The sequence below is a fragment of the Thermomonas sp. genome (assembly GCF_035369645.1).
Classification (GTDB): domain Bacteria; phylum Pseudomonadota; class Gammaproteobacteria; order Xanthomonadales; family Xanthomonadaceae; genus Thermomonas.
The window spans coordinates 1-10,920 of the sequence record NZ_DAOOUM010000065.1 but is presented as its reverse complement, the minus strand read 5'-3'; the positions used below and the strand labels follow the sequence as shown (position 1 = coordinate 10,920).

Here is a 10,920-nt window from a genome sequence, read left to right as displayed (position 1 = left end):
GGTGGGTGGGGAGTATCGAAGGAATATGTGAGCACGCCGATTGTCGCCTGAATCTCTGACACCTGCACCTGCATGGGTTTTGCCGACGCACTGTACTTCCGGTCTGTGCGGTGACGCGCTATCGTTTCGGCATGCTGGCAATCAGGGTACGCAAGTGAAAGCGACTGTCGTGGGCTTAGTCACACCGCATGTCTTGCAAATTATCGACCTGGCAAGAAATGCCGAGGCGGGGATCAATGTGGACTGGCATCTGCGTGCCACGGTGGTAAAGACGGTGAGTGAGTTGGGCGATCAATACAACGCCCATGAATTGCTTGGTGCCTATATCCATGGGTTGGAAGTTGCGGCCAAGGATGTCGGGCAGGCCCGCAAGATCTACGCGAATGTATTGCAGACCGCAGCGACACTTGCGGCTGCAACGCTCCGATAAGTACGGGCCGGCTTTTGGCGGTTGGCGGCGAGCGTCTAGCCCCATCCATCATCCATCTCGGATACGTGTCACCCGGTGGCGGTATTCGCGCACATTGTCGCCATCGATGCGCGTTTCCCGCGTGCCCTTCACTTCGTCCACTTTGTCGTCGTTGTCTGCACCGGTAACCGGTTTGGCATCGACCCGCGTCTCGCGCTCAAAGGCGTGTGATTTGTCGGTATTGCGGTAATACCGATACAGGTACCAATACAGTCCGGTGGCCCCGGCTGGGCCAAGCAGGAGTAGTTCAAGTCCACCATCGCTCATGACGAGTGCCCCATCATCCAAAGTGCAATCCCTTCCAAGAAGGTGCCAACCGTGATTGCAGCAGCCAGCAGTTTCCATTGCTGTACCGGCACGCTGCCCATGGTTTCACCGGTACGGCCATTCACCGCGATGTAGTGCAGCATGCCGCCATTGGCACCGGGTTGATGGTAGGAGTACAGCCAGACGGGCAGGTACATTGCCACCCAGCGTGTGCCATGTACCTTGAGACGCTCTTGTTCCCAGCGCACGCCACGGTCGTATTGATCCACCGATTCTTCCACTTGCGCGCGCGCGATCGACAGTAATTGGTCTTCCAGATGCGGGCGTAGTTGCTCGACATTCAAGTCGCGTTTTTCAGATGTGAAGCCAGACAAGTAAGAGGCATTCCACTTCACGGCATTTTTGGTGTCGAACGGCAAGATCGTATTGATGATGTTGTTGGTATTGACGCCGGTGTTCAGGTTGCCACGTTCGGCGGAGGATTCCAGCGGCAAATCGTCCACCGTGAAGTCCACGTGACGGGCGACTTGGTACACATCGGCGTCGTAATAGGTCTTTTTGTTGTCGTCGTTGCCGCGGGTGTATTCGCGGGTTTTGATTTCGGCAAAGCCGGCCACATCTGCACTGACATTGCCATCCACGATCATGTACGGCAAGTACACACCAACGACGTTATCGGGGGTGAATTGTTCCTTGAAGGCCTTCAGTGCAAAAAATTGACGTTTGCCTACGAACTGCCGAATCCGCGCCACCGCATCATCTTTTTTGATGTGAAATGGCAACACGGCGTCGGGGACCGCACCGTTGGCGATTTGTTCGTTGACCCCAAGCACATGCCGGCACCAATGGCAGCGTGCGGTCATGGCATTTTCAGTGTTGACCGTCACCTCGGCACCGCAGCCGCTGCATTTGAACGTCATCAGCGCGCTGACATCGGCGGCGATGGCTTGCGCGCCGGAAGCGATGATGGTGCCTTCGAGTTGGTCGATGTTTTCACCTAGGCCAAACTCTTCTTCCACCCGTGCACCGTGCCATTCGTTACGGCAGTACAAGCAGATCAATACATCGGTACCGGGGCGCTGCTTGATATCGGTAGCGCCACATTTTGGACAATGATTGAGGCCATCCTTGAGTGCATCTGCAGCCGTGTCGATGGCAACAGGATCGGGGGCTTCCAACTCGTCACGGATGGGTTTGGGCAGTGTTGCCGGGTCGATGGTGCTGCTTCCCGGCAACGGGGGGACGTCACGGGGTGAGCCCGGGCCGCTGGGGGGCAGCGGCGGCGGGGTAGTGTTGTTTGACATGGTGATTGCCCGGTATGTGGCTTACAGGCCTAGCGCCTTGGCTTTCAGCGCGTCGTAGTCGGCTTGCGAGATCAAGCCAAGATCCAGCATTTCTTTGGCTTTCTTCAACTTGGCGATGGGGTCATCCGCAGCTGGCGCGGGTGCTGCCACTGGTTGCTGCAAGCCGGCCATGCCACCCATCATGCCGCTGGCCATACCGATGCCCATCATGCCTGCTGCGCCGCCATTCTCACCAGCTGCTTGCATGCCTGCAGCCACACTGGCCTGCAAGTTGGAATTGCCACGCGCACCCGACAACGCATCGGCACGCTGCACCGTCTTCAGCAGTTCCTTGGTGTTTGCGTCGTATTCGATAGAGATGATGGCGGTTTTCGCAATCATCAGGCCACGGTCGGACTTCCACTGGTAAGCCGCTTCCACGGCATCCGACAGACTCTTGGCAAACCCGATTGAGTCTTGTTGCAGCTTGCTGATGCGGTTGCCCTTGCTGGGGTCGTTTGAGTACAGACTAAAAGCAGGCGCCAGTGAGCCCACCACTTCGTTGAACAGTTGACTGGCGGCAGCATTGTCGAGATCGGTGAAGTCGAAGACCTGGCCCGGTTGCAGATAGGCCGCCGGCACGAAATTTTTCACGAACAAAATGGGATCCACGATTTTCATCGTGTACGAACCGCGCGTCACCGCACCGACCTGGGTGTTCAAGTACGCATCGTCCCAGTAGATTTCGGACTGAGTACCAAACCGATTGTCTGGCAGTTCTTTCAGCGAGACGAAATAGGCCGCCTGCTGCGAACCCGGTTGCCCACCAAACTTGAAGCGTTCCCAGCTCTGCATGATCAATGCGTCAACCAGCCCGTCACCGGCGAAGATCGACTTCGAGTTCAGGTCGTCTGACTTCCATTCATAGCCGCCGGCCTCAGCGGCAAAGCCGGTGATCTTGCCGTCTTGAAAGAGCAGCAAACCGTAGCCTTCCGGCACGATGATCTTGGAGCCGTTGGTAATGATGTTGGACGAGCCATGCGTATTGGAACCGCGTCCGGCATTGGTGCCATGCGCTACCGCAGCAAACAACGCGGCGGTGGAGGGCAGGCCGTCCGGGATCGTGTAAAAGTCTTTCCACTGGTCGCCCAGCATGCCACCGACTGCGCCTTTCACTGCCTGAATCAGACCCATGACATCTCTCCGTGATATGTGCCCGGGCACCGTGCCCGGCGTGCCCGGCAACTATACATTCTCACAGGCATAGCACGCGCCAAGCAGAGCGGCTTGCGGCTAAACTTGCCCGGCATATTGCGTAACCATTAATGGAAGGAATGGCATGGGACAACAACCCGCACCGCTATCTGCAGCAGGCAAGGTGTTTACGGTGATGGCGGTGATCGAAGCATTCACTTGGGCAGGCCTGTTGCTGGGCATGTACCTGAAGTACGGCAGTGGCACCACCGACATGGGCGTGTGGTTGTTCGGCCGCTTGCATGGGCTGGCTTTTCTGGGCTATGTGGTGGTTGCCATTGTGGTGGGTTCGCTGTTGCGTTGGCCGCTTTGGGCGTTGCTGTTGGCATTGTTTGCGGCGGTGCCGCCACTGTTCACACTGCCGCTTGAGGTGCTATTGCGTAAGCGCGGCTTGTTGACCCGTTCGGGCAATTGAATGCGGCGGCATGAGGTTTATTCCCACGCAGCCAATGTGATGATCAACTCGGCTTGAAAGCCTTTGTTGGAGGAGAGTGGCAAACTGAATGTTGTGGCGGATGTCATGGTGACGCGACTGGCGCTGTTGCTCAAGCCAGCAAGCGCAGCGGCAGATTTTTTGTCGGTGGCCCAATGATCATCCGACATGACGTAGCGCAGTATCCATTGTCCATCTTCCCCGCGCTTGGCAAATAGCACCACCGTGTCGCGGAACAGGTATTCACCAGGGATGTGTTGTTTCAGAAACAATGCACCATCGATTTCATAGCCAGCATTCAGGACCGCCAGATCGATAGAGAACGCCACCTCGCTGCCAGCAAGTATTTTTGAGCTGTCCAAGAATGCGGAAAATAGTGTAGGCGAGCGTGCATCTTTGATCAGGTTGCCGCCGGCGTCGAATAGTTCTGAATACTGCCTGCGCACTGCGCTTTCCTGGGCTTTGCTGCGTTCAGTCAGTGTGTAGGTATAGGCGCCGCGCGGTGCCAGTGTGGTTTCGATGTAGTAGGCGGTCTCGACCTTCTTGCCTTGTTTTCGGGCTCGTTCAACCTCGGGTGGAAATGGCAGTGCCTTGAATTCCAGCCTCCCGGTTGCCGCCATATCGCCGAACAAAAAACGCACCAAATTCTGGTAGCCATCTTCAGAGTTGACGATTCCAAAATAGCCGCTATGGCTGCGATTGACGAAGGCGCGCGGGCACCCAGCCACGTAGGCATTTTCGATTCTCACCAGACCGTCACTCATTTGCCCTACCGCCATCGAGGACAGACCATGGGCAACGGCGTAATCGCGGCTATTGGTGCCCACCAGACAAAAGAAACGTGCAGCAGGAAAGCCACAATTACCAAGGGTGTTCACTTGGTCGATTGGGGTGTTCAAATAATCCGCCATGCGGGGGCGGCTGAAGTTGTTCATGTCATTCATGGAGAGGAAACTGGGCACATTGATGCCACCCAGCTCGATACCGTTGTGTGGCGTGGCGTAGGTGAACACCTTGTCCACCATCGCACGGATCTCGGCGGTTGCCACATCCGGGTTTTGCAGCAAGCAACGGCAAATCAACCCACCCATCGAGTGGGCGACTAGGTACACCCGGAACGCCTTGCGCGCCGCTACATCCTCTCCGCACACGCTGTCTCGCAACCGCGTAATCCGTTGCCCCAATGCGGTTGCGGCTTCCGTGATTGACGGGGTTTTGCCACTCCCAAACGCAGGATCAGCCTCGTCGTAGTAGCGATGGATGACGAGGCTGCGTGCCGGTAACTTGTCGGATTGTTCGCTACCTGCGGCATACACATCGCGGTAGTTGTAATCCTTCATCAGCCGCACCAGCGGTGACTCGAAAACAAACTTGACGATACTGCCGTCCTGCGCTTGGCGAACTTTGGTGGAGCCAGCCTCAAAGCCCATATAGGGCGTTGACGTAGTCTGCACGATCTCGTCACGGGTCATGGCATACCCGCGCACATAGATAATAGGAAAAAACGGGCGTTCAATCTTGGCCATGGCAAGCATCCGTGCGTCGCGATCCAGTTCCATTCACCAACGTGCGGTTGCGCTGCAAGCGGACAGTCAGCCGTCACCCTTGGCTACGGAATTCCTCAACGAAATAGCCCCAGCAGTCTGCGGTTTTTTTGGCAATGGCCGGATTGCGGGCGGCGGTGACTTCACACATCGGTACGCCATAAGCATCGTCATCAGTATTCAAGAAGAGGTGCGTGCATTCATGCACCATGGTCTGAAATTTGCTGTCAGCAGGCCGCTTGAATGGGCGATACAGTGGCGATGAGTTCCAGCTCAAGTTGAGGATAATGCGGAAGTTTTGTCCCTGTGCCTGGGTCATTGGTTTTTGCCCATCGGTAAAATCTTGCCAGCCATCCAATGGCATCTTGGCCGCTGCAAACTCGCCACCGCAACGCTTTTGTAATTTGGAAAATGTCACATTGATGTCTTTGACATTGATCATGCTGGCCAACATCGACAACTTCGGGCCCAATTCGCTCATCCATGCAGCGCTGTCGTCACCAAACCATTTTCGGCTCTCCGCCTTACCGCCACCTTGTTGAATTTGCATGGCGGCGCCGCGCAACGTCCCGATGATCGTGGGCTGTAGACCAAGCAAGATTTGTTGGTCACTGGGGCCAAGATTGTGGCAGTGAAATCCCATGGTGTTCTCCTTGAGTGCGTGGAAAATCGGTAGGAATGGAGCGCTCACCTTGCTGTTGATGCTGTGGTGGCAGACCGGTGGCAGACCGCAAGCGGTGTTGCTGGTATAGCCAACGAATAGCTAGATCACAAGCGGACAGTTGGCATATGCCGAAGTGTGAATGCGGCTTGTGGCGAGAACGCAGCAACGGAAGACAGGGCAATAGCACGCGATAATGAATACGCGGCATAGCACCGATCATGCAGCCGCGCGTCGCGCCAGTACGCCATCCAACGCCAGCTCGGCACGGAAACCTGCAATCTCCAAACGGCGTGCCACTTCGCGCGGGACATCGCGGCCCGAGGTCAATTTGTTGGGGCTGCCAGTGTAATGAAACAGCCGCGCGCCGCGTTTCAGAACGCGCGCCAGTTGCCGGTAAAACGCTTGCGAATACAACTCGCCAGCGATCCCAAATCGCGGGGGGTCGTGCAGGGCGGCATCAAAAGTGGCATCCGGCAGTTGCGCGATGGCATGCGACACATCGGCATGGGTCAAGTGCAACTTGCCCCCGCTGGCATCCGGATCTGGTGACCACGGGTTGAGCGTGCGCAGCCACAGCACATCATCATTCTTTTCGAATGAGGTGATCCGTGCTGCGCCTGCATCCAAACAACAGGCGGCGAAATACCCCAGCCCGCCGCAGGTATCCAGCACAGACTTGCCGGCAGGTTGCACCAAGGCCACTTTGCGGCGCGCATCGTCCAGTGGTGATTCTTTCGAAGTCGGCAACATCTTGATGCCATCGATTTCAAACGTGGGCACGTTCCATTCGGTGGGAACAAGCTTGATCAGCTTGCCCGCATAACGCGAGATGGGCAGGAAATCTTCGCCATCCCACCAATACAGCGTGCGGTCTTTCAGCTTGCCGGGGTAGGGGTAACGCACCCCGCGCCATTGCCAGTCTTCGGCAAACAGAACGATGTCATCTTGATGGCGGCCCAGATCTAGCGAAACGCATAGGCTTGTGGCACCCGTATCGCGGGCGTTGTGCAGGGCGCTGCCAAGGGCGTGTGTGAGTAATGGTGTGTGCTGGCGTGTCATCGGTTCATGATACTGGGCATGCGTGCTGTCATTTTTGCGGTGATGCATGGTGACCGCCGGCGCAATCCGCTGGACAATAGGGCCACGTCCAACTTGTCCACCGTGCCATGCGCGTTTTTTATTTTGTCTTGATTGCTCTGGTGGTGTGCATCAGTACGGTGCTCCACGTTACCCCACTGTTGTTGCTGGCCCTGCTCAAGGCGCTGCTGCCATCGCCGCGCTTGCGGGCGGCCTGCAATCCATTGTTGAGCGGGTTGGCGGAGAGTTGGGTGGGGGTGAATAACTGGATGTGGAACCATCTGACCGATACCCGCTTGGCCATGACCGGCGATGCCAGCCTGCGCATGGATGGGCATTATCTGGTGCTGGCCAACCATCAGAGCTGGGTGGATATCTTGGTATTACAGCGTGCGTTCAATCGGCGGATTCCACTGTTGCGTTTTTTCCTGAAACGGCAGTTGTTCTGGGTGCCCATGCTTGGGTTGGCGTGGTGGGCGCTGGATTTCCCGTTTATGGGGCGCTACACGCCCAAGCAAATCGCGCGCAATCCTGATCTGGCCAAACGCGATATCGCAGCCACTCGCCGTGCTTGCGAAAAATTCCGCGCCATCCCGGTGTCGATCATGAACTTTGTTGAAGGCACCCGTTTCACTGCCGAGAAACACGCCAAGCAAACTTCGCCGTACCGCCACTTGCTGAAGCCAAAATCCGGTGGTGTGGCCTTTGTGCTGGACGCGATGGGGCAGGGCTTGCACGCCATTTTGGATGTGACGATTGCTTACCCCACAGGCAGGCCTGCACTGTTGGATCTGCTGATGAACAAGCTTCCCGAGGTGCAAGTGATGGTGCGTCAGCGCGAGATCCCGCAAGAGTTCATTGGCTGCGATTATCAGAATGACCGCGAATTTCGCGTTCACTTTCAGCGCTGGATGAACCAGCTGTGGCAGGAAAAAGATGCCGATATGGATCGGTTATTGAAACTGGCTGAAACTTGACCAAAATCAATCTATTGTTGCCGTGTATGTTCAACATCCCGTTATCCCATCAACACCTGTCCAGGAGTGCGTCATGAATGCCACGACCCGCCCGCGCTATTCGCCAGGGTTACGCCGCCTGCATTGGTTGATGGCGGTCTTGATTGCGCTGGCATACCTGCTGATTGAGCAACGCGGCATTTTTCCGCGTGGTAGCGGCGGCCGCATTGCGATGATGCAGGGCCACTTCTGGATGGGCATCACAATCTTCCTGCTGGTGTGGGTACGCTTGGCAAGCCGCATGCGCAGCGGTGCACCTGCAATCACTCCACCATTGGATCGATTTTCGGCAATGGCATCCAAAGTCATGCATGTGGCGCTGTACGCATTCTTCATCGTGATGCCGCTATTGGGTCTGGCCACGGCCTGGACGGATGGCAAGGAAATTTTCATCCCCTTCACCCATACCGCACTGCCGGCGTTGCTAGCAGAAAACGAAGCACTGGCGCACCAATTGGAAGACCTGCACGGCACGATTGGCGAGGTGTTTTATTGGGTGATCGGTGCGCATGTATTGGCGGCCCTTTGGCATCACGTTGGGCGTCGCGACGACACCCTCAAACGGATGCTGTGAGGGCAGGGTGGGCTTGACCTTGGTCAATTCGCAGCGGTGGATGTGCGCGCACAATTCCGACGATGCGCTGCATCGCGCGTATTTGACTGAGCACAACGATGGAATACCGAGTGACGCTGGCCACGGCGGCCCCCAATCTTGCCGTGATTGACGATGCCATCCGGGACGCGGATCCGGCCGCATTGGTAGATCAAGACCCGGCGGATGGCACGCTGCGGGTGACGGCGTGGATCAATGCCGAAGAACTGGCAGCGGTATTGGCGCAGGCAGGGATTGCGGCCACCCGCGTGGAATTGCAGCCATCGGTATGCTGTGGTGATTGCAGCGGCTGATCGCACCGGCTGACCGCATCAGCTGGCTAGGGCCGACCGGATGCAGGATGAACCATCGTCACGCGCTGACTTGTGTATCCTCGCCGCGCCCCTATACTGGGGGTGTCGGTGATAGCGACATTCCCGGGGGTGCACTGGCTTCGACGGGGGTAGCGAAATCGCACGGCGCATGCCGAGGGGGTAGCTTTCCTCGCTAATCCAGCTGCAAAACTCATAGTTGCCAACGACGACAACTACGCTCTGGCCGCCTAAGGCCTAGCCCCGAACCCACTTGTGCCTGTGCTCGTGGATGTAGGGTCATTATCACGGGATAGGTTCCGGCGGCGACCCGCCAACCGGCTCCGAAACTTAGCGGGTGTGAGTGCCGGCGTGCTTCGCACGGTGTGTTGTCGGCATTCGAGATCAAACACCGCGCTAAGCATGTAGTGCCGGGCATGGAGCATCTTCGGACGGGGGTTCAATTCCCCCCACCTCCACCATTTACCTATCCAAGCAAGTCCAATACAGGCCGGAAACCCCAATAAAATCAAGGGTTCCGGCCTTTTTCTTGTCCGTAGCAGTCCAACGCGGGCTATTGCAATATGCCCCCGCGTGGGGGCATCTTTGGGGGCATGGGGCACCTTCGCAAAGTGCGATGCCCCCAAAGAGGATGCCCCCTATGCTGACCGATGCCCTGATACGCAAGGCCAAGCCCGGCCACAACCCGGCCAAGAAAGAGGCCACCGACCCCACCAAGCCCTACCGGATGGCAGACTCGGGCGGGCTGTATCTGGAAGTGGCACCGACTGGCGGCAAGCTGTGGCGCTGGAAGTACCGGCACGCAGGAAAGGAAAAGCGGCTGGCGCTGGGGGCATATCCTTCGGTTTCGCTGTCTGAGGCGCGCGAGCGCCACGCAGAGGCACGCAAGCTGCTGGCCGCTGGCGTTGACCCTGCCGACGCACGCAAGGCTGAAAAAGCCGCTGGTGCCGAACGGGCGGCCAATAGCTTCGAGGCCGTGGCATTGGAATGGCTGGGCAAACAAACATGGGTCGAGGGCTACCGCGTCAAGGTGGCTGCATGGCTGGACAATGACGTTTTCCCCTACGTGGGCGGGCGTCCGATTGCCGAACTGACCGCGCCGGAGTTTCTGCGGGTGGCACGCCGGATCGAGGAACGTGGCGCGATTGAATCGGCGCACCGCATTATGCAAACCTGCGGGCAGGTCATGCGCTACGCCATCGCCACCGGGCGGGCAGAGCGCAACCCCGTTGCCGACCTGCGCGGGGCACTGTCTACCGCGCCGGAGCGCCACCATGCCGCAATCACCGACCCCGGCGAGCTGGGCGGGCTGCTGCGCGCCATCGAGGGCTACGCGGGCGATCCCGTGACGCGCGCCGCGCTGAAGCTGTCGGCGCTGCTGTTCGCGCGGCCCGGCGAGTTGCGCCATGCCGAATGGGCGGAAATCAATCTGGACGCCGCAGAGTGGAACATCCCTGCGGGCAAGATGAAGATGCGGCAGGCGCATTTGGTGCCGCTGTCGGCGCAGGCCGTGGCGATCCTGAGCGACCTGCAACCGTTGACCGGGCGCGGCCAGTATGTGTTCCCCGGCGCGCGTTCACCGCGCAGGCCAATGAGCAACAACGCGGTCAACGCGGCCTTGCGCCGCATGGGCTATGACACCGACACCATGACCGCGCACGGCTTCCGGGCAACCGCGCGCACGATTCTCGATGAAGGGCTGGGCTATCGCGCGGACTTCATCGAGCACCAATTGGCCCACGCCGTGAAAGACCCGAACGGGCGCGCCTACAACCGCACCGCGCACCTGCAAGAGCGCCGCAAGATGATGCAGGGCTGGGCCGACTATCTGGACAACCTGCGCGCTGGCGGCGACGTGGTGGCGTTTCGACGCAAGGCGGGCTGAACGTCCAAGCCCGTCCAGTTGCATCCCGTAGCGTATCGCTATACAGTCACGGCATGACTGCAATACATAGACCGCCGCACCCCGGCGAAGTCCTGCGCGACTGG

Annotated in this window: 12 protein-coding genes and 1 other RNA gene; 7 read left to right on the top strand and 6 right to left on the bottom strand. The window is 58.2% G+C overall.

What is annotated here, in order from left to right; all coding sequences use genetic code 11:
• Positions 1 to 154: 154 nt before the first annotated feature.
• Entirely contained in the window at positions 155 to 430 is a 276-nt protein-coding gene (locus PK789_RS10785; protein WP_324308764.1) for a hypothetical protein, read from the top strand.
• Positions 431 to 478: 48 nt separating this feature from the next.
• On the opposite strand, the gene PK789_RS10780 is transcribed toward PK789_RS10785, so the two are convergent.
• From PK789_RS10780 to PK789_RS10770, 3 genes are read right to left on the bottom strand one after another with little or no spacing between them, the layout of a single operon-like run.
• Entirely contained in the window at positions 479 to 736 is a 258-nt protein-coding gene (locus tag PK789_RS10780) for a hypothetical protein (protein ID WP_324308763.1), read from the bottom strand.
• Positions 733 to 2,040, bottom strand: coding sequence for a TFIIB-type zinc ribbon-containing protein (locus PK789_RS10775; RefSeq protein WP_324308762.1), 1,308 nt, complete (start codon positions 2,038 to 2,040; stop codon positions 733 to 735). The genes PK789_RS10780 and PK789_RS10775 overlap by 4 nt, the downstream gene beginning before the upstream one ends.
• Before the next feature lie 21 nt (positions 2,041 to 2,061).
• Positions 2,062 to 3,213 carry an SPFH domain-containing protein gene (locus PK789_RS10770; protein ID WP_324308760.1) on the bottom strand — a complete coding sequence of 384 codons (1,152 nt, stop codon included), beginning with the start codon at positions 3,211 to 3,213 and terminating at the stop codon, positions 2,062 to 2,064.
• A gap of 145 nt (positions 3,214 to 3,358) precedes the next feature.
• On the opposite strand from PK789_RS10770, the gene PK789_RS10765 reads away from it, so the two are divergent.
• Positions 3,359 to 3,688, top strand: coding sequence for a DUF3817 domain-containing protein (locus PK789_RS10765; protein WP_324308759.1), 330 nt, complete (start codon positions 3,359 to 3,361; stop codon positions 3,686 to 3,688).
• A 17-nt stretch (positions 3,689 to 3,705) separates the two neighbouring features.
• Here the strand turns inward: PK789_RS10765 and PK789_RS10760 are convergent, their stop codons facing one another.
• From PK789_RS10760 to PK789_RS10750, 3 genes are all read right to left on the bottom strand, one after another.
• Positions 3,706 to 5,232 (bottom strand): lipase family alpha/beta hydrolase, encoded by a 1,527-nt coding sequence (locus PK789_RS10760; RefSeq protein WP_324308758.1) that lies wholly within the window; start codon positions 5,230 to 5,232, stop codon positions 3,706 to 3,708.
• A gap of 73 nt (positions 5,233 to 5,305) precedes the next feature.
• Positions 5,306 to 5,893, bottom strand: coding sequence for a M35 family metallo-endopeptidase (locus PK789_RS10755; protein WP_324308757.1), 588 nt, complete (start codon positions 5,891 to 5,893; stop codon positions 5,306 to 5,308).
• Positions 5,894 to 6,130: 237 nt separating this feature from the next.
• On the bottom strand, positions 6,131 to 6,973 hold the full coding sequence (locus tag PK789_RS10750) for a class I SAM-dependent methyltransferase (RefSeq protein ID WP_324308755.1): 843 nt from the start codon (positions 6,971 to 6,973) through the stop codon (positions 6,131 to 6,133).
• Positions 6,974 to 7,080: 107 nt separating this feature from the next.
• Between PK789_RS10750 and yihG the strand changes: the two genes are divergently transcribed.
• The 5 genes from yihG to PK789_RS10725 all read left to right on the top strand — a co-directional run bounded on the left by yihG (position 7,081) and on the right by PK789_RS10725 (position 10,816).
• Positions 7,081 to 7,968, top strand: a complete 888-nt coding sequence (gene yihG / locus PK789_RS10745; protein ID WP_324308754.1) for a 1-acylglycerol-3-phosphate O-acyltransferase, YihG family — start codon at positions 7,081 to 7,083, stop codon at positions 7,966 to 7,968.
• Positions 7,969 to 8,041: 73 nt separating this feature from the next.
• Positions 8,042 to 8,581, top strand: coding sequence for a cytochrome b (locus PK789_RS10740; protein WP_324308753.1), 540 nt, complete (start codon positions 8,042 to 8,044; stop codon positions 8,579 to 8,581).
• A 98-nt stretch (positions 8,582 to 8,679) separates the two neighbouring features.
• The gene (locus PK789_RS10735) at positions 8,680 to 8,913 is read left to right on the top strand and encodes a hypothetical protein (protein WP_324308752.1); all 234 of its coding nucleotides are present in this window, start codon (positions 8,680 to 8,682) and stop codon (positions 8,911 to 8,913) included.
• A 125-nt stretch (positions 8,914 to 9,038) separates the two neighbouring features.
• Positions 9,039 to 9,392, top strand: a transfer-messenger RNA (tmRNA) gene (ssrA, locus tag PK789_RS10730).
• 179 nt (positions 9,393 to 9,571) lie between these two features.
• On the top strand, positions 9,572 to 10,816 hold the full coding sequence (locus PK789_RS10725; RefSeq protein WP_503011946.1) for a tyrosine-type recombinase/integrase: 1,245 nt from the start codon (positions 9,572 to 9,574) through the stop codon (positions 10,814 to 10,816).
• The last annotated feature ends 104 nt before the right edge of the window (positions 10,817 to 10,920 follow it).

Coding starts and splice junctions, on each gene's coding strand:
- PK789_RS10750 (WP_324308755.1), bottom strand. CDS start 6,973: ATGACACGCCAGCACACACCATTACTCACACACGCCCTTGGCAGCGCC.
- PK789_RS10735 (WP_324308752.1), top strand. CDS start 8,680: ATGGAATACCGAGTGACGCTGGCCACGGCGGCCCCCAATCTTGCCGTG.
- PK789_RS10775 (WP_324308762.1), bottom strand. CDS start 2,040: ATGTCAAACAACACTACCCCGCCGCCGCTGCCCCCCAGCGGCCCGGGC.
- PK789_RS10765 (WP_324308759.1), top strand. CDS start 3,359: ATGGGACAACAACCCGCACCGCTATCTGCAGCAGGCAAGGTGTTTACG.
- PK789_RS10740 (WP_324308753.1), top strand. CDS start 8,042: ATGAATGCCACGACCCGCCCGCGCTATTCGCCAGGGTTACGCCGCCTG.
- PK789_RS10725 (WP_503011946.1), top strand. CDS start 9,572: ATGCTGACCGATGCCCTGATACGCAAGGCCAAGCCCGGCCACAACCCG.
- yihG (WP_324308754.1), top strand. CDS start 7,081: ATGCGCGTTTTTTATTTTGTCTTGATTGCTCTGGTGGTGTGCATCAGT.
- PK789_RS10760 (WP_324308758.1), bottom strand. CDS start 5,232: ATGGCCAAGATTGAACGCCCGTTTTTTCCTATTATCTATGTGCGCGGG.
- PK789_RS10780 (WP_324308763.1), bottom strand. CDS start 736: ATGAGCGATGGTGGACTTGAACTACTCCTGCTTGGCCCAGCCGGGGCC.
- PK789_RS10770 (WP_324308760.1), bottom strand. CDS start 3,213: ATGGGTCTGATTCAGGCAGTGAAAGGCGCAGTCGGTGGCATGCTGGGC.
- PK789_RS10755 (WP_324308757.1), bottom strand. CDS start 5,893: ATGGGATTTCACTGCCACAATCTTGGCCCCAGTGACCAACAAATCTTG.